Origin of the sequence: Oceanobacillus sp. FSL W7-1281, from assembly GCF_037969835.1 — a bacterium.
Taxonomy (GTDB): Bacteria; Bacillota; Bacilli; order Bacillales; family Amphibacillaceae; genus Oceanobacillus; species Oceanobacillus oncorhynchi.
Map to the genome: position 1 here is coordinate 3,678,854 of NZ_CP150214.1, position 17,370 is coordinate 3,696,223.

Genomic DNA, 17,370 nt, shown 5'->3' on the forward strand with positions numbered 1-17,370 from the left:
TTTCTCTCCTTTTCTACGCTTTCGAATCAAATAAAGAACGGTTGGACATCTTATCAGAGGATCCATTTCCGTAATTCATTGAGTTGATGGAAGGATTAACTAATTCCATCGAAAGCTGAACAAACTTCATCGATTCTTCCAGTAATGCTTTATTTAATTGCTCCTGTCTTTTTAGCTCTGTCATTGTATCCGTTAGTGCAGCCGCTGCATCTGCTGCCATTTTCTGTTCTTCTCCATCCAGCCTGTCCAAAATCTCTGTAATGGTCAGTGATGCTGCGGCATCAGGCTGTTCTTGATTCCATGCTTCTGCGGCTTCCTGTCTTTGTTGTTCCTGTTTCTCCAGCTGACGGATAAGCTTCTGCTCTTCTAAAAGCAATGCCTGAAATTCATCCAGCTTATTATTCGTCAAAGCTTCTGTCTTTCGCTTGGATAATCCCAGTAAATCTTTGTGTGTTGCGGTTAAATCATTCATTGCGTGAATCAGCTGTATGCCCACACCGTTTCCTCCTTTGACGGTATTCCTTTACTTACCAGTCCAAAAATCATGCATTTTCTGAGCAATCTTCTCATAATTTATTTCATATTGATTGCTCTCGATTTTCTGTTTTATCTCATTGACATACGCTGCCCGCGTTTCATTCGGCTGCTCCTGCTTCTGCAGCTTCTTCGCTTCCGGCGATATCTCAATACTGTCCTTCTTATATGCTTCAGACTCGATTGCCTGTTTATCCTTAAATGCCTGTTTATATGGATTAAAGTTGGTTGGATTTGGTCCATGTATTTTCAATTTCTGCACCCCTTCCAGTAATGCGTGATTTCTTTGGATACTGCATTACTCTTTCTTTGTCCGATTCTGGTATATTAATCTTTCTTCCATTCTCCTTTTGCATAATACGTTGTTTCACTTTCTTCTTTCAGCGCTTTTTCCTGAATGGATTCCACTGCATCATGCCGCTCCAGTTCTTCCTTCAGCTCTGTCTGGCAAGCATCGCATAAAGTCCCTTCTGTAATAGGCCGCTGGCACCTTTCACAAGGATAGGACAAATTAGGGAAGTGAGAAGGCTGGAGCCTTTTTTCCCGGATAAATTTATGAAGAATACTTTCATCTACATCTGTCGCCTCTACAATCTGCCCAATTGTAGCCATCCGGTTTTCCCGTTTTCTTAAAAAGTTATATACCATTCTAAAATCTTCTTCCTCTTTTTTATAGCATTCGTTGCATATTTCTCTAAATTGCTTCACAAACACACGATTACATCGTTCGCAGTTTGCCAGTTCTCCCATTGCCGTTTCTCCTCTCTGCTCTGCATATTGCCAGGAAGGAATTTATCATTTCATATTTTATTTTCACGAAATACTTTTGCCTACTTATATCATCGTCACTATTGCCGCTATTGTTAATAGTAAATTCGATTTATTTTACGTTCGTTACATTTATTATAACAAATCGTTTCGCAGTTTTGGGAGCAGTTCTATTATTCATCCTGTGCAGGCCTGCACTTCTAACTTCGTGCTACTGTTAAGGAATACACTGCCGGGCAGCCGTGAAGATTGAGTTGCTGTGCTGCCTGCCGGACAGTTGTACCAGTTGTATAAATATCATCCACAATCAAAGCCGGCTGCTGCAGGGCCTCTGTGATAAAAAAAGGATTCCCTCTTTTTAAACGCGATTTCCGATTTTTCTTTGCCTGCTTTTCCCCGCTGTTTCTTCCCAACACATGCTTTACTGGAACATCCAGCATTTCTGCCAGAGCTAATGATTGATTAAACCCCCGCTCCTGCATCCGATTTTTACTTAATGGAATAGGCACGGCCGCTATTGATGGCGTAATCGAAGCAAATTGTTTTTCAAAAGCATGCTGCAGGTCCTTCCGAAAAACTTCTCTTAATACATAATCTCCCCGGAATTTCCATTGGGTAATCAGGTCACGCATCGTTTCATTATAATAGTAAATAGAATAATTACCTTCTATATTTTCTCCTAATTGCCTCCACTGCTGACAATCAGAACAAATGGCGCCGTTCCACGCCCGGCTGCATATCTCACACCGGTTCCCAGGAATTATTTCAAGTTTTGCGGCACAGGTTTCACAGAGAACCGAATTTTCTTCTACTGTCAGCCAATTCGACCAGTTCAAGGACTTTTCTAAGGAGGCATAGCAGTATAAACAAATATTCAACGTTTGCTCCCCCTTGCATTCATATCTAAAATCATCTGTCTGGCTTTTTCCATTGCGTCTGTTTTCCCGTCATGGAAAAAAATAACCTCTCCTGATGGATCAGCCGCACTTCTTCCGGCACGTCCAGCAATTTGCACCAGTGCAGCTTCATTAAATACTTCATGGCCGGCACCCAGCACAGCTACATCCACAGAGGGAAAGGTCACCCCTCTTTCCAGGATTGTTGTTGTAATCAAGGCATGTAATTTCTTTTCCCGAAATTGAATGATTTTCTCTTCTCTATCCTGATCCGCCGCAAAAACAATCTCTAATTTTTCAGCAGCTGCTATTGTATTTGTTTTAAGCAAGGCGTCGGAAATAACTTCCTTTAATTCTTTTGCCATAGCAATTTCTGGTACGAACAAAAGGAGCTGCCGCTTCCGGTTTTTTCTTTGAATCAGCCACTTTAATAAGGCACGGGGAAGTTTTCTGTTTGTCAGCTGACTGGTTAGATAAAAGGAAAATTTAAATTGGGGAACAGGTAAAAGATGTCCATGGTAACGCAAAGGCACAAAAACATGCGAGAGCTTTCCAAGCTTCATTTGCAGCCTGAAATTTTTACGGGGGGTAGCAGTGAGGTATAATGTCGTAGCCTGCTTCTTAACAGCTTGCTTGGCAGCATACATCAGGCTTCTATCTAAATAATAAGGAAAAGCATCTACCTCATCAATGATTAATACATCAAATGCCTGATAATAGCGCAGCAGTTGATGTGTAGTGGCTAAAATCAATTGAGACCTGCCAGTACGATGCTCACTGCCGCCATAAAGGGCTTCTATGGTGATGTTTTGAAAGGCCTGTCTCATTCTGGGGAGTAATTCCCGGATAACATCGACGCGTGGGGAAGCCAAAGCAACACGATTCCCACGCTTCAAAGCCGCAGTAATTGCCGGGAACAGCATCTCTGTTTTGCCGGCACCGCAGACGGCCCAGCATAGATAGGATGGATTTTTTTCATTAACGGCTCGCTCCAGGTGAGCCGCAGCCTTGCTTTGAGCCGGCGTTAACTGTCCTTCCCAGGTTAACGGATTGGCATGCTCCGGCCAGCGTGCTTCTGTACCATTCCAGCTGTACAGCGGCTTGCATTCGCTGATTCTCCCCATTTGGATACAATTCCGGCAATATAAATGGGTTTTCTGGCAAATTCCACAGGGATATTCGGAAAAATATTGCAGGGAAGTATTTCCGCAGCGCATACATTGGGGCGCTCCTTTTTTATTTTCTATTGCAGGAATTGGTATGAGCTGCTTCGTGGATTGGAGTACTTGAAAACAGGTTTGAGGAATGGGGACTTCATCTTCTAATAATCGTTTTCCGGATAAGGCCTGAGCGAGGAGTGCAGGGGATAGCGGGATCTGTTTGTCCATACGTAATATAACACCTCCGTAATTTGTGGGGAAAAGCATCTATTTAGCAGAAAACTTCATTCAGTGAGCTTTTTTGCTGCTGAATGAAGTTTTATTCTATTTTTTGTACCAAGCGACGCCAACAGCGCCTTGTCCGAGATGCGTACCAATAACAGGTCCGAAATAGCTGATAGATGTTTCGATTTCCGGGTGTTTTTCTTTAAAATCTGCTTCGAGCTTTTCGGCATAAGTGCGGTCATTCCCATGAATAAACACAACCCGCAGTTCCTTACCTGCATCAACCTCTTCTTCCAGCATGCCAAGGATACGAGAGATTGCTTTTTTCTTCGTGCGGATTTTTTCAAAAGGAACAATCAGCTTATCCTCAAAATGAAGAATCGGTTTGATTTGTAACAGACTTCCTAATATCGCTTGGGCATTCGATAATCTTCCTCCTTTTTGGAGGTTCGTTAGATCATCCACCATAAAATAAGCACGGGCTGATTTTTTCATTTCATCCATTCTCGCTAAAATAGTTTCTGCGGATGCTCCGTTTTGGGCCATTGCAGCAGCTTCAAGTACATAAAAGCCCTGCAGCATACAACTGATTTCCGAATCGTAGGCATACACATCGATTCCTTCCACCATGTCACCTGTACTTACCATTGTCTGATAGGTGCCGCTTATCCCGCTCGATAAATGAACCGAAATAACAGCGTCATAGTCTTCTGCTAATGCTTCTAATTTTTTCGTCATCTCGCCTACAGACGGCTGTGAGGTACTTGGCAATTCTTTAGCGTTTGCAAGCTTCCGATAAAACTCTTCGGTGGTAATATCTAATTCTTCACGATAGGAACCATCCGGAAAATTGACGCTCAACGGAACCATATGAATATTATATTTTTCCCGTTCTTCCGGCGTAATATATGCTGTACTATCTGTCATTACAGCAACTTTCATAGGCAATTACCCCTTTTCTTTTCTGGTACTATACTGTCTTGTTCTGTATATCCTCATAGGAAACGGCTTACTTGACATTATTCTACACGAAACTGCTGTAAAAATCGAATGCTTTCCGGCAAGATGAATGTTTCTCCCTCTTATGGTAAAAAGAGAAAGTCTGCTTGCCCAAAAGGAGGGAAAAAGCGCCCTGACAGACTCAATCAGGACGCTTTTTTTGTTTATCTTATTAAATAACCTCTACCCAGCCTTTTCGTATAGCACACACAACAGCCTGCGTACGATCATTCACATTCATTTTTTGGAGAATATTACTTACATGGTTTTTCACTGTTTTTTCACTGATATAAAGCGATTCTGCTACAGCACGGTTGCTTTTCCCCTCTGCCAGCAGCTGAAGTACCTGACATTCACGTCTTGTCAATAAATGAAGCGGTTTGCGGTGCTCTACATGTCTGTTTGCCAGGCTGGAAGTATTTTCCCGTGCGAGACGGCGATACTCTTTTACTAAATTATGTGTAATGCGCGGATGTAAATAAGAACCGCCCTCGCTCACTACTTTAATTGCTTCAACAAGTGCTTCTGCATCCATCTCTTTTAACAGATAGCCTTGTGCCCCCGTTTTCAAAGCATGTGTCACATAATTTTCATCATCATGGATAGACAGGATGATTATTTTGGTATGCGGAAATTGTCTCAGTAAGTCAGCAGTTGCCTGTACCCCATTAATTTTAGGCATATTGATATCCATTAACACAACATCCGGATTATTATCTCTCACAAGATTAGCTGCATCCGTTCCGTCATCCGCTTCTGCAACTACCTTAAATGCCGGTTCGAATTCTAAAATTCGTTTGACACCTTCGCGAAATAATTTGTGGTCATCAATTAATACGATATTTACTTCTTTTTGTGCGTCCATATATATATCTCCTTTTCTACTAAATGATACTAATTGAACTGTCATGTTGTCTTCATCATTAATAGATAGATAGTTTTCTCTAGATTAAATAAGTCTATTGTAGTATATTTCATCATTATTGTCTCATTTCAGCTCAAACTATTTTTAACAGCTTATTTATGAATGATGACACCCCTATAAAAAATCCAGATACTTTCTACTTTTCTGCAAAAAGCACTTTTTTTCTACAATATCTCTTTTTCATTATATACTTAAGTTAACGAATATGGAACATTAATTGTAACCGTTGTTCCTTTTCCTTGCCCTGTAACGATTTCCAACTTGCCGTTAAGCATCTCCACGCGTTCTTTCATCCCGATTAATCCAAAGGAATTATCACTTTTTTCTTCCGGATTAAACCCTTTGCCGTTATCGGCTACAATCAGGATCAATCGGTCTTTTAAAATTTCTAATTTTACCTTGATTGTTGTTGCTCCACTATGCTTTATCACATTCTGCGCAGCCTCCTGCATTAGCCGGAACAAAGCAACCTCATATTTTGAATCTAATCTTTTTTCTTCCCCAAATACAATAAAATCCACATGAATATCATGATATTCGGTCAGGCTGTCAACATATTTCCGGATTGTCGGAATAAGTCCCAAATCATCCAAGGCCATGGGACGCAGGTCATAGATAATTCTCCGGACCTCCTGTAAAGAAGCACGAACATTTTTCCGCAGCGATTTAATTTCTTTGTTCACTTCTTCTGGCGACCCTTTTTTTATGACATAGTCCAGAATATCGGACCGTAATAAGACATTAGCGAGCATTTGAGCCGGCCCATCGTGGATTTCCCGGGAAAGCTTCTTCCTTTCCTCTTCTTGTGCTTCAATGATTTTCAAACCAAATTCCTGTTTTTCTCTGGCATCTTCAATCATCTCATTGACCTGTTTCATGTCATCCATCATAAAATTAAAAATAACCGTCATCTTAGCGGTAAGCTCTTCTCCGCGTTGCAATATATGTGTAAGATTTGTCAATCTGAGCTCTATCTCATCACGCCGCTTCCTTAACAGTTTTTCCTCTTCGCGCATAATGACTAATTTTGTTTGCAGATCATGCGTTTTTTCATAAACCTTCCGCACTTCTTCCTCAGAGTATTTCATAAAGTCTCTGCTGACCGCAGCAAGCTTCTTGCGGTGACTTTTGACATCGTTCTCTAATTGATCTCCCTTTTTAATATATTCCTTTACTTTCTTTTTCGTTGATTCTAATTCCCCAGAAAGATATTCATACTCTTTTCTGCCTTCTTCGGTAATTTCAAATACTTCATCCTTACTCTGATTCACCATCTGCATTACATTCTCTACAATGTTATCTATCGCTTGACTGCTTAATCTTATTGTCATAAGAAACTCACCAACCTATGTTATAATTATTCGTAGCTTTTCTTGGTTTTATAAGGTTATTTAAAAATTAATTTCATCGAAGCCCGGTATATATCCGTTAAATTAAAAATGAAGGGAAGATAACAGCTGCTTTAATCATCTTCAAAGCAGCTAGTCATAATTCCCACAAAACTCACTTCTATACAAGTTGAATTATTTAATATATCTTTTATCACTAGTTCAACTTTCACACCTAAGAAGGAGCATATATATCTTGCTATTCCAGGGTGAACATATTCTACATTGCCATGCTCGCATTTTGGTGAAATATCCGGCCTTTTTGGAATTGATGATGGTGCATAGCTCCACTCCGGCCAACCACTCCGCTTTCCATGGGGACGGCTTCAGCTAACTTGAAAAGAAAACCGCTTTTCAAGTGGATCTTCAGCTCGCCCTGCGATGCACAGGACGTGCAAGTGCAGTCGTTGTGACAGGAGTCACGGGTTTAGCCTGCAAACCACTTAGGAGTCTACAGCGAATGAAAGAAATATCATCTCAATGAGCTAGACGAAATAGCAGCTTTCGCCTGAACAACCAATCATAAAAGCATGGGTATGAAATACAGGGAATCGCTTCGATGCACAGAAGATAATTTTGACGGATCATTTTACCATGTAGCATGAAAAATATGTTCTATACGGATCAAACTTCTGTTTGGTGAGTTGTTTTTCACGTGTAGAATATCCTACTAGCGGAGGCGGACCGTTTTGACTCCTGAGGGATCAGCACCATCTGAAGATCCACTTTTGCCAAGTGCTCTTCTTGGCAAAAGTTAGCTGAAGAGCGTGCCCCTAGGAAAGCAAAACGGTCCGCCGCAGCGGCGCTTTACACTTCACCTTCTACTATTTGGGAGTTATCAAAGGAACAATCAACTCCTATTTCTATGGAAATGAAGTTACTTTTTAATGTGTGAAAGTTGAGTCACTAGTAAAATAAATTTATTATATAATTGAACACTATCACTAGTGTATTTTCGGAACGGTATCCAGAAAGTAAAACCTTAATTTCAACTTATATAGCTACAATAGCTTATCAAAATCATGTAATACTTAAAATAATGAGGTGAAAATAAAATGCTATCAACTTATTATACCGTAAATAAACAGGGTACAGACGAAATAATCATTCAAAAGTCACGTTTTATCGCAAATGTAAAAAGAGTGGAATCAGAAGAGGAAGCTCAGGAATTTATTCAATCTATTAAAAAGGAACACCGGGATGCGACACATAATTGCTCCGCATATATTATCGGAGAAACCGACTATATCCAAAAAGCGAATGATGACGGTGAACCAAGCGGAACTGCTGGTGTCCCTATGTTAGAAGTGTTAAAGAAAAAAGGATTAAAGGATACTGCTGTGGTCGTGACAAGGTATTTTGGAGGAATCAAACTCGGAGCCGGCGGGCTTATCCGTGCTTATGGCTCGGCAACCACACAAGGCATCCAAACGACCGGAATCGTCCGCAGAGAACTGATGCAAGGTGTTTCCGTCACTGTCGAATATACACTGCTCGGCAAATTAGAAAACGAAATTCGTCAACAGTCTAACTATCTTTTGGAGGACATTCATTATCTTGAGAATGTCGCATTTATTATTTATGTCAAAACGGAAGAAACCGATGCTTTCCAAGATTGGATAACGGAAATGACAAATGCGCAGGCAGCATTCGAACTGCTCGGCCAGAAATATGTCGACATCGATGTAGAGGATACACCTTCATAATAAAAAAACTCTGTCAGATTGCTCGATAATCCGACAGAGTTTTTATTTAATAACTTCTTTTTATGTTTGTGGTCGTATTTAAAGATAATTCTTTAATAAGTAACTGAATGATTTCATCCATTGAATTTACTTTTTGATTTTCCGTATCATGAATAACCCGTTTCAATATCTTCTGATACTGTTCTTGCTCTCTGCCCATTCATCTACCGCCTTTAAATATTTTTTCTTAAAAGTCGTTAACCTTTACTCTACATGCAAATATGTAATATCGCACTCTAAGATGAATTTTCTTACTAAACGTAATTCTATATAAAAATAGAACCGTTGTCTACTAATTTTGATAAATTTTTTAACTCTTTTGATAGATTCATAAATGATAGCGATTTCATTCGTTCAAAGGCGCGACACCTCCGTCAAAACTCCTCTTTACAGCTGATTCAAATCTCACATCGAATCAAAAGTCCTGCTCTCAGGAGAAGATAGTACGCACAAAATTTGTTTTAAACATAGACGATTTATCTAAATTTCGATATAATCTATTACAGATTTATTTTTCCTGACAATTAGTAAAAATTTGTTTAAATTAAGGAAAGAATAGAGGAGAATATATTGGTGTCCAGATTAAATGATAGAAGTCGTAAAAGGAAAAAATGGCCATTTATTGTTGGTGGAATCATTTTGTTTTTCATTTTAGTTGTCGGCGGCGGGGCCTTTTTTGTGTGGAATCAGGTTGGCAAGGTTGTTGAATCGATGCATAGTCCATTAGAAAGAGATAATGATCCTGAACGGCAGGATGAAATCAACCGGCTCTATAGCGATTCAGATGCAGTTAACATTCTGCTTCTGGGAGTAGATGAGCGGGATGGAGATGTCGGACGTTCGGATACGATGATTCTGCTTTCCTTAAATCCAAGAACCGACTCCATGCTTATGTTAAGTATTCCTCGTGATACGTATGTAAATATCCCGGACCGGGGAATGGATAAGATCAACCATGCCTATGCATTTGGCGAAGCTGCTCAAACAGGAGGCGGAACCGAATTATCTGTGGAAACAGTAGAAGAAGCCTTTGATTTGCCAATCCATTCTTATGTACGTGTAAATATGGAAGGTTTCCAGCAAGGTATTGATGCTTTAGGCGGCGTTACTGTTCAAAACAGCATGGCGTTTTCTCAAGACGGGCATGATTTCAGCGAAGGAAATCTCACTTTAAATGGCGAGGAAGCTCTTTCTTATATCCGCATGAGATACGAAGACAGCCGCGGAGATATGGGGAGAAATGAACGTCAGCGTGATGTTATTGTTGCTGCAATGGACGAAGCGGCCAGCTTTTCAAGTATTACTAAAGCAAGTAACATTCTGGACATTTTAGGAAATAATGTCCAAACTGATTTAGATATGAAACGATTGCAAACATTATTTACAGATTATAGCGGAACAAGAAATAATGTAGAAACAATGGAGATGGAAGGCGACGGTCAAACCATCGGCGGAGTTTGGTATTATGTTGTACCTGATGAAGAGTTTAGCCGTATCCATTCAACAATTACAGACCACATGGAACAAGAATAAAGAAATGTGTCATTGCTGAAAGACATTTCATAGACTTCAGAAAAACAGACAGCTAGTTCCAATTGGAAAATAAAACGTCACCTGGTAAATATACAGCGTGACGTTTTTTCACACAGTCTCTGCTTTTTTCTGATTGGATCAATATACTTTTAAAAATTTCATGTCATTCTATCTATTTTTCTAAAAAAAATGTAGAACATGGTATACTTTTACGTAAAGAGATATTTTTTAATGGGGGTTAGAAAATGTGGAAAAAAAGTTTATGGATGATTCTTTTTATCGCCCTGTTAGCCGGGTGCTCTGAAGAACAGACCGACCCGACGGATACATTAAATCAATATGCAGAAGCAGTAGAAGAAGGAGACTATGAATCTCTGTATAATCTTTTTTCTCAGGAAACAAAAGATACATATAGCGAAGAAGATTCCGCTCTGCGCTTAGGGAAATTATATGATGATATTTCTGCTACTGATATTGAGATAAATATACAGGAATTAGAAGAAAGGGAAGTCGCTAACGCATATGACGATGGCATAGCAACGATTCCCTTCACTGTTAACATGAACACAATCGCCGGTGAAATTTCATTTGATTACCAGGCAGAACTGACTTTAATCGAAAATGAAGAGGAAGAGGATAAATGGCTGATCAATTGGGATTCTGGCTTTATCTTCCCTGATCTTGCCGATGGCGGAGAAATCCGGATTTCTACTAATCAGCCTGAAAGAGGAGAAATCCTTGATAAAAACCAAATGCCGCTGGCAATCAATGACACCGTATATGAATTTGGCGTTATCCCAAGTGAATTAGGAGAAAATGAAGCAAAGCGCGAAGAATTAGCCCGTTTACTCGGTATATCTGTCGATTCCATTAATTCCAGTATCGAAGCAGAATGGGTGGAAGATAATTTATTTGTTCCGCTGAAAACCATCCTCCCAGATGATTCAGATACCGTTCAGGAGTTAAATGCAATCGAGGGCGTTTCCTATCGCGAAACAAACGGCAGAGTTTATCCAGAAGGCGAAATAACTGCTCACTTAGTAGGTTATCTCCGCTCCGTAAATGCAGAGGATTTAGAAGAGCTAGACCCGACAGAATACACTTCTTCTGACAGAATCGGAGCACGGGGATTAGAAAGTTTATTTGAAGAAGAGCTTCGCGGTAAAAAAGGAGCGACGATTCAAGTAACAAAAGATGACGGAGAAGATGTAACTTTAGCTGAAACAGAAGCAGTAGACGGAGAGAATATTACGGTAACCATTGATATCAATATTCAGGATGATGTTTTTCAAGGATTTGATGAGGAACCCGGCAATGCAGCTGTCATCGATCCAAAAACGGGGGAAACATTAGCCTTAGTCAGCAGCCCGTCCTTTGATCCAAACGATATCCTTTATGGCACCGCCCCAAATTATTGGGAGGATATGGAGGAGGATGAGTTACAGCCTATGCTGAATCGTTCTTCCTCCACGTTTGCGCCCGGTTCTGTTATTAAACCGGTCACTGGGGCAATCGGGCTGAAAAACGGTACGATTGAATACGATGAAGGCATTGAAATTGATGGACTGCAATGGGAGGATTACAATGTAACACGTGTATCGACCTCCGACGGACCTGTTGATTTAGATGATGCCCTGGTTCGTTCAGATAATATTTACTTTGCAATGAAGGCCGTGGAAATGGGCGGAGATGCTTTTGTTGAAGGGCTGCATGAATTTGGAGTTGGAGAAGAATTCCCATACACCTATCCGGTTTCAGATTCTACCATTTCTAATTCAGGCGAGTTAGACGACAATCATTTACTGGCACACACAAGCTATGGACAAGGTGAAATTGAAATGAGCGCGCTGCATCTGGCAACTACTTATTCTGCCTTCTTGAATAATGGAGATATGATACAGCCGACATTATTAACAGATGAAGAAACCGGCCAGTTTTGGAAAGAAGGCTTAGTTACGGAAGAACAAGCGGATCAAATCCAAGAGTCCCTCCGAAACGTAGTTACAGAAGGAACCGGCAAGCCTGCTGAAGAAGCTGATTTTCCTATCTCAGGTAAAACAGGGACTGCAGAATTAAAATTAACCGGAGAAGACAGCGGGGATGAAAATAGCTGGTTTGTCGGCTATCCGACAGATGACCAGGATCTCATGATTGCTATCATGGTGGAAGGAACCAAAAATAATGACCGCAGCTCCGGAGTTGAAAAAGCTACAGAAATATTGATGGATATTAAGGATTAACGTTTTTGTAACGAAAAAGGGTTTGAGCAATGATAAAGCTGCTCAACCCTTTTTTCATAAACAAAAGAAAGCCATTTAGCAGAATAGCATCTGCCAAACAGCTGAAATGGAAATATAGTCATTTTATTGATTGTTTAAGGCACTTGTTAATTCTAAGAATGTTTCTTTGTCATCGTTATCAATCGCTTTATCAATCAGCCTTCTGACATTTTCATACTCCAGTTCTGATATCACCTGGTCTAAAGCCTTTTGCTGTTCGGAAACCTCCTGTGTATCTTCAGGTAAATAATAGGATTCTGCAATACGGTGAAGCATTTCCAAAAAGCCGGGAATTGAAATCAATTGTGACATGGAGATAGTGAGTACTTCTTTCCCTTTTTGAAAAGCAAAGACATCATCGACATTCTCAATTTTTTTCGTCTTGCGATTAATACGAACTTCCGTAGATTTTACAGGGATAAATTGATATACCTTCTTATTCATGATAATGGAGAAGTATTGATATGCTAAAATAATCCGTATATATTTCTCTTCTGTCTTTACATAATAAGGCTTTAACATTTTAACAGTAACCATCTTATCCCCCCTTATTTAGGACACACTCTAAATTTTCTGTTAATTTATTCTACCGGATATACTTTAAAAAATCAAGCAGAGATTTTTAATTGTTTAGAAAACTTGGTTTTTTATTCAAAATTGAGATAATCATGGACTTCCATTTAACGCTTCTGCTTCTTCCTCTGAAAAAACTCTCGAACGAGTTAAAAATCTTTTTCCTTCAGGCCCTTCTAACGAGAACATCCCGCCCCTTCCATTGACAACATCAATAATAAGCTGCGTATGCTTCCAATACTCAAATTGATCTCTAGAAATATAAAATGGGATATCGCCTGGCAGTTTTCCTAATAAGACATCCGACTCGCCGGTTTTTAGCTCTCCAAGCGGATAACACATGGGCGAGCTTCCGTCACAGCAGCCTCCTGACTGATGAAACATAAGCGGTCCATGAATGTCTTTCAGCTTCTCCATTAAGTCCTGCGCATCCTGCGTTGCAACCACTCTGTCTACCATGGAAAACACCTCCTTATTTAAGTAACTGCAGACAAGAGAATCCGTATGTTTCGGCAGGCATATGTATCTAACCTATGCCTGCCATTCTACTGTTCCTATATCCTTTTTTTATTTAAAATAAACCAGCCGGGCCTTCGCTGTAGCTGACCAGCAAATTCTTTGTCTGCTGATAATGATCCAGCATCATTAAATGATTTTCTCTGCCGATTCCTGATTTTTTATACCCTCCAAATGCGGCATGTGCAGGGTACTGATGATAACAATTGGTCCAGACGCGTCCAGCTTGAATACCGCGTCCAAAACGATATGCTGTATTCATATCACGTGTCCAGATACCGGAACCTAAACCATATAGTGTATCATTCGCGATTTCCAGCGCCTCTTCCTTATCCTTGAATGTCGTTACAGATAATACCGGACCGAAAATCTCTTCCTGGAAAATACGCATCTTGTTATTTCCTTTGAAAATCGTCGGCTGCACATAATACCCGGAAGCCAGTTCTCCGTCAAGCTTATTAACATCCCCGCCGACAAGGACCTCTGCTCCCTCCTGCTTGCCAATATCGAGGTAGGATTTAATTTTTTCAAATTGTTCTTCCGAAGCCTGTGCACCCATCATCGTCTCTGTGTCCAGCGGATGGCCAATTTTAATTTGATTAACACGTTCAATTGCTTTTTCCATAAATCGGTCATAAATTGATTCATGGACAAGTGCGCGGGACGGACATGTGCAAACTTCTCCCTGGTTCAGGGCAAACATGACCATACCTTCAATTGCTTTATCTACAAAGCTGTCATCCTTATCTAATATGTCTTCAAAGAATATATTTGGTGATTTGCCTCCCAGCTCCAAGGTTACTGGAATGATATTTTCAGATGCATATTGCATAATAAGACGGCCAGTTGTGGTTTCTCCTGTAAATGCAATTTTCGCGATACGGCTGTTTGTGGCAAGCGGTTTCCCTGCTTCTACTCCAAAGCCGTTAACAATATTCACCACACCGTCTGGTAATAAGTCCCTGATTAAATCCAGGAACACATGAATCGAAGCCGGTGTCTGTTCAGCAGGCTTCAATACAACGCAGTTTCCAGCAGCCAATGCCGGGGCAAGCTTCCAGGTTGCCATTAATATTGGAAAGTTCCATGGAATAATTTGGCCGACGACTCCTAACGGCTCATGAGAATGATAAGCAACCGTATCATTATCTATTTGACTCAGTGTCCCCTCTTGCGCGCGAATCGTCCCTGCAAAATAACGGAAATGATCGATTGCTAATGGAATATCCGCTGCCAAGGTCTCCCGTACTGCTTTTCCGTTCTCCCAGCTTTCTGCTACGGCCAGCTTTTCTAAATTCTCTTCCATCCGGTCAGCAATGCGGTTTAAAATCAGTGCCCGCTCTGCGACAGATGTTTGCCCCCACGCATCTTTCGCCTCGTATGCTGCATCAATTGCCGCATCCACATCTTCCTTTGTGGAACGGGCTATCTCACAAAAAACTTCACCTGTAATCGGAGTTGTATTCTCAAAGTAGTTTCCCTTTAGCGGCGGCTGATACTTTCCCCCAATGTAATTATCATAACGTTTTTCATAGTTTACAATAGCACCTTCTGTGTTTGGATTAGCATACCTCATTTAAACTCCTCCTTATTGTAAGCGATTACATTTTAATGTAAATAATATATTAATTTGTTATTACAGTATAGCAAATATTATCTTACATTTACAATAATTTCAACTATTAAATTTTTTATGTACGAAAATCTTTTATATTCATGTGCAGAAGCCCTGCTCAGTTATGGATATTTGAACTTGACTATACCATATGGAAAAATAAGCGTTCTATTTCCTGATTAACGAACGCTAAGATGCAGCGGATCAAAATCAATCCGCTACATCTTAGCTTCGTTCTATCATCAGTAAATTATAGAGATACTATTTACTTCAATTCAGGAATTACCCGAACTTCTTTTGCCATTTCAGATTGGCATAAAGGGCAGCTCGGCTCAGCTTCAAAACTAAACGATTCTCTCATCCATCCTTGACAATCTTCTTGAGTGCATGACCAGACGTTTGTTTCAACCTCTGGCACTGGTTCCTTAGGTCCACGCGAAAAAGACATTATAGCATCTCCCTTCCTTATATACAGTATACGCTAAATTTTGAAAGAGTGAAACTTTTGAGCATAACAACTTTTCATACTTTTTTCAAATATTGTACCTTTATTTTCAATAATTCATGCAACAGCTGCTTCTTATAGCTTGTACTACTTTCCTTTTCGATATACTGTCTAAAAGCGAAATGCTCTATTTTAATTATATGCGCTGAATGGCTATATATGATAAAAAGATTCATATATACAAAAGGAATTGGACAGCTTTTTGAACTCTGCCCAATTCCTTTTGTATTCCTATAGGTGGAACATATGGATATCATCAATTATTTCAATGCAAATTTTTCAATTGCTTTACCGACACCATCTTCCAGATTACTGTCTGTCACAGCATTAGCTGCTTCTTTTATTTTTTCTTGCGCATTGCCCATCGCAACACCTACGCCCACTTGCTGAATCATTTTCAAATCATTCAGACTGTCACCGACTGCCATGATTTCTTCCATGGAGATCCCAGTACGCTCGCAAAGAAAAGATAATGCATTTGCTTTGCTTACACCTTCAGGGTTAATTTCAATATTTGTCGGCAAAGAGTTTGTTATTTCTAACCCTTCCAGCTCTTTTAACCTATCTTTGACTTCCTGCAGTCTATCCAGATCCTCTGAAGCACATCCGAATTTCAGCCATTGATAATCTTGTATATTTACTTTGTCAGCCCCTTGAAATACACCTTCCGTAGAAATCATCCATCTGTGTACCCCTGCTTCTTCGGTATATTGCTGCAGTTTTTCTACTGTATCATTAGCAAGCAGTTTCTGCTGGAGCAACTCTTTTTCCATTGTCCATACCTGGCCGCCGTTAGCTGTAATCATAAATGTCTGTAATTTTAACTCATCTGCATAAGGATAGCATGTATCAATCCCTCGTCCAGTACTTAATACTACTTGGATACCTTGACGCAATGCCTCCTGGATGGCTTCCTTATTACGCTTTGATACCTCAAGTGCCGGATTTAACAATGTTCCATCCATATCCAAGGCAATTAACTTTACCGATTTTGTCATTTCACTCATACCTCATTTCTCTGTTATCTTGTTTAAGTATACTGGAAACCCGGATACTTTTACTACTAAAACGCAGCTTGGTGCATCCATAAGATTATTAAAAAACTGCTGTTTCTACAAATTTTCCTATTATATTTCCCAGGAAATACTCTTTTTCTCGTTTTCAAAAAGAAAACACCTAATCAGATATTTCTAATTAAGTGCCTTCTAAATAGCTAGCTTTCAATAGTTTCCCCAGATTCATCTATATCATTGATGATTTCCTGAAGCTGGTTCTTTTCGGTGAATTGAATAATCTGTTCCAAATCTAATAGCAAAATAAGTTCATCGTCAATTGTTGCTACACCTAATAAAAAGGTATCCTTTATCTCACCGACAAGCTTAGGGGCAGATTTAATGAAGGAAGCTGGTATATCCTTTACCTCCGTTGCCTGGTCAACTACCATCCCAATTTGCATCTCATCAACTTGTACCACGAGTGTTCTCGTCTGGTCTGTGATATCAACGCCACCGAGATTCAATCTTTCACGTAAATCAATAATAGGAGTCATTACTCCCCGCATTTCCGTAACACCTTTCATAAAACCAGGAGTACGCGGTATCTCTGTTAGAGATAATGCCCGCTCTATGGAAACGATTTGCTGCACATGAACAGCAAAGGTCTGTTCTTTTAATCTGAATATAATATGTTTCTCTGTATCCATTTACTTT

General features: G+C 40.0%; 18 protein-coding genes. 3 read left to right on the forward strand and 15 right to left on the reverse strand.

Annotated elements, in window-relative coordinates:
• Window positions 1-13 precede the first annotated feature (13 nt).
• The 8 genes from MKX55_RS18240 to MKX55_RS18275 form a co-directional block, all read right to left on the reverse strand.
• On the reverse strand, window positions 14-496 hold the full coding sequence (locus MKX55_RS18240; RefSeq protein WP_339179449.1) for a flagellar protein FlgN: 483 nt from the start codon (window positions 494-496) through the stop codon (window positions 14-16).
• Window positions 497-523: 27 nt separating this feature from the next.
• Complete coding sequence (gene flgM, locus MKX55_RS18245; protein WP_339179451.1) at window positions 524-787, reverse strand: flagellar biosynthesis anti-sigma factor FlgM; 264 nt, start codon at window positions 785-787, stop codon at window positions 524-526.
• A gap of 74 nt (window positions 788-861) precedes the next feature.
• Window positions 862-1,284 carry a TIGR03826 family flagellar region protein gene (locus MKX55_RS18250; RefSeq protein ID WP_339233993.1) on the reverse strand — a complete coding sequence of 141 codons (423 nt, stop codon included), beginning with the start codon at window positions 1,282-1,284 and terminating at the stop codon, window positions 862-864.
• A gap of 218 nt (window positions 1,285-1,502) precedes the next feature.
• On the reverse strand, window positions 1,503-2,180 hold the full coding sequence (locus tag MKX55_RS18255; RefSeq protein ID WP_339233996.1) for a ComF family protein: 678 nt from the start codon (window positions 2,178-2,180) through the stop codon (window positions 1,503-1,505).
• Window positions 2,177-3,586 carry a DEAD/DEAH box helicase gene (locus MKX55_RS18260; protein ID WP_339233998.1) on the reverse strand — a complete coding sequence of 470 codons (1,410 nt, stop codon included), beginning with the start codon at window positions 3,584-3,586 and terminating at the stop codon, window positions 2,177-2,179. Before MKX55_RS18260 ends, MKX55_RS18255 begins: the two co-directional genes overlap by 4 nt.
• A 96-nt stretch (window positions 3,587-3,682) precedes the next feature.
• Window positions 3,683-4,525, reverse strand: coding sequence for a DegV family protein (locus MKX55_RS18265; RefSeq protein WP_339234000.1), 843 nt, complete (start codon window positions 4,523-4,525; stop codon window positions 3,683-3,685).
• A gap of 229 nt (window positions 4,526-4,754) precedes the next feature.
• Window positions 4,755-5,447, reverse strand: a complete 693-nt coding sequence (locus MKX55_RS18270; protein WP_042530169.1) for a response regulator transcription factor — start codon at window positions 5,445-5,447, stop codon at window positions 4,755-4,757.
• Window positions 5,448-5,698: 251 nt separating this feature from the next.
• A complete protein-coding gene (locus MKX55_RS18275) occupies window positions 5,699-6,838 on the reverse strand; it encodes a sensor histidine kinase (protein ID WP_339234002.1) in 1,140 nt (379 codons plus the stop codon).
• 1,112 nt (window positions 6,839-7,950) lie between these two features.
• Between MKX55_RS18275 and MKX55_RS18280 the strand changes: the two genes are divergently transcribed.
• Window positions 7,951-8,601, forward strand: coding sequence for a YigZ family protein (locus MKX55_RS18280; protein WP_339179465.1), 651 nt, complete (start codon window positions 7,951-7,953; stop codon window positions 8,599-8,601).
• Between the two features lie 46 nt (window positions 8,602-8,647).
• Here the strand turns inward: MKX55_RS18280 and MKX55_RS18285 are convergent, their stop codons facing one another.
• On the reverse strand, window positions 8,648-8,800 hold the full coding sequence (locus MKX55_RS18285; RefSeq protein ID WP_175297007.1) for a hypothetical protein: 153 nt from the start codon (window positions 8,798-8,800) through the stop codon (window positions 8,648-8,650).
• Window positions 8,801-9,210: 410 nt separating this feature from the next.
• Here MKX55_RS18285 and MKX55_RS18290 point away from each other — a divergent pair, with 410 nt between their 5' ends.
• Together MKX55_RS18290 and MKX55_RS18295 are read left to right on the forward strand one after the other, a co-directional pair.
• The gene (locus MKX55_RS18290) at window positions 9,211-10,173 is read left to right on the forward strand and encodes an LCP family protein (RefSeq protein WP_339179467.1); all 963 of its coding nucleotides are present in this window, start codon (window positions 9,211-9,213) and stop codon (window positions 10,171-10,173) included.
• Between the two features lie 245 nt (window positions 10,174-10,418).
• A complete protein-coding gene (locus MKX55_RS18295) occupies window positions 10,419-12,413 on the forward strand; it encodes a penicillin-binding transpeptidase domain-containing protein (RefSeq protein ID WP_339234003.1) in 1,995 nt (664 codons plus the stop codon).
• Between the two features lie 123 nt (window positions 12,414-12,536).
• Here the strand turns inward: MKX55_RS18295 and MKX55_RS18300 are convergent, their stop codons facing one another.
• The 6 genes from MKX55_RS18300 to MKX55_RS18325 form a co-directional block, all read right to left on the reverse strand.
• Window positions 12,537-12,989, reverse strand: coding sequence for an IDEAL domain-containing protein (locus MKX55_RS18300; protein WP_339234006.1), 453 nt, complete (start codon window positions 12,987-12,989; stop codon window positions 12,537-12,539).
• 129 nt (window positions 12,990-13,118) lie between these two features.
• Complete coding sequence (locus MKX55_RS18305; protein WP_339179473.1) at window positions 13,119-13,484, reverse strand: DUF779 domain-containing protein; 366 nt, start codon at window positions 13,482-13,484, stop codon at window positions 13,119-13,121.
• A 112-nt stretch (window positions 13,485-13,596) separates the two neighbouring features.
• The gene (locus MKX55_RS18310; RefSeq protein WP_339234008.1) at window positions 13,597-15,117 is read right to left on the reverse strand and encodes an aldehyde dehydrogenase family protein; all 1,521 of its coding nucleotides are present in this window, start codon (window positions 15,115-15,117) and stop codon (window positions 13,597-13,599) included.
• 304 nt (window positions 15,118-15,421) lie between these two features.
• Window positions 15,422-15,604 carry a cold-shock protein gene (locus MKX55_RS18315; protein ID WP_040978795.1) on the reverse strand — a complete coding sequence of 61 codons (183 nt, stop codon included), beginning with the start codon at window positions 15,602-15,604 and terminating at the stop codon, window positions 15,422-15,424.
• 317 nt (window positions 15,605-15,921) lie between these two features.
• Window positions 15,922-16,659 (reverse strand): Cof-type HAD-IIB family hydrolase, encoded by a 738-nt coding sequence (locus MKX55_RS18320; protein WP_339179478.1) that lies wholly within the window; start codon window positions 16,657-16,659, stop codon window positions 15,922-15,924.
• Window positions 16,660-16,874: 215 nt separating this feature from the next.
• Window positions 16,875-17,363, reverse strand: a complete 489-nt coding sequence (locus MKX55_RS18325) for a chemotaxis protein CheW (protein ID WP_339179479.1) — start codon at window positions 17,361-17,363, stop codon at window positions 16,875-16,877.
• Between the last annotated feature and the right edge of the window lie 7 nt (window positions 17,364-17,370).

What these genes read in the sequence shown, in the direction of transcription:
- MKX55_RS18250 (WP_339233993.1), bottom strand. Translation starts at nt 1,284, where the DNA reads ATGGGAGAACTGGCAAACTGCGAACGATGTAATCGTGTGTTTGTGAAG.
- MKX55_RS18260 (WP_339233998.1), bottom strand. Translation starts at nt 3,586, where the DNA reads ATGGACAAACAGATCCCGCTATCCCCTGCACTCCTCGCTCAGGCCTTA.
- MKX55_RS18265 (WP_339234000.1), bottom strand. Translation starts at nt 4,525, where the DNA reads ATGAAAGTTGCTGTAATGACAGATAGTACAGCATATATTACGCCGGAA.
- MKX55_RS18270 (WP_042530169.1), bottom strand. Translation starts at nt 5,447, where the DNA reads ATGGACGCACAAAAAGAAGTAAATATCGTATTAATTGATGACCACAAA.
- MKX55_RS18275 (WP_339234002.1), bottom strand. Translation starts at nt 6,838, where the DNA reads ATGACAATAAGATTAAGCAGTCAAGCGATAGATAACATTGTAGAGAAT.
- MKX55_RS18280 (WP_339179465.1), top strand. Translation starts at nt 7,951, where the DNA reads ATGCTATCAACTTATTATACCGTAAATAAACAGGGTACAGACGAAATA.
- MKX55_RS18285 (WP_175297007.1), bottom strand. Translation starts at nt 8,800, where the DNA reads ATGGGCAGAGAGCAAGAACAGTATCAGAAGATATTGAAACGGGTTATT.
- MKX55_RS18295 (WP_339234003.1), top strand. Translation starts at nt 10,419, where the DNA reads ATGTGGAAAAAAAGTTTATGGATGATTCTTTTTATCGCCCTGTTAGCC.
- MKX55_RS18300 (WP_339234006.1), bottom strand. Translation starts at nt 12,989, where the DNA reads ATGGTTACTGTTAAAATGTTAAAGCCTTATTATGTAAAGACAGAAGAG.
- MKX55_RS18305 (WP_339179473.1), bottom strand. Translation starts at nt 13,484, where the DNA reads ATGGTAGACAGAGTGGTTGCAACGCAGGATGCGCAGGACTTAATGGAG.
- MKX55_RS18310 (WP_339234008.1), bottom strand. Translation starts at nt 15,117, where the DNA reads ATGAGGTATGCTAATCCAAACACAGAAGGTGCTATTGTAAACTATGAA.
- MKX55_RS18315 (WP_040978795.1), bottom strand. Translation starts at nt 15,604, where the DNA reads ATGTCTTTTTCGCGTGGACCTAAGGAACCAGTGCCAGAGGTTGAAACA.
- MKX55_RS18320 (WP_339179478.1), bottom strand. Translation starts at nt 16,659, where the DNA reads ATGACAAAATCGGTAAAGTTAATTGCCTTGGATATGGATGGAACATTG.
- MKX55_RS18325 (WP_339179479.1), bottom strand. Translation starts at nt 17,363, where the DNA reads ATGGATACAGAGAAACATATTATATTCAGATTAAAAGAACAGACCTTT.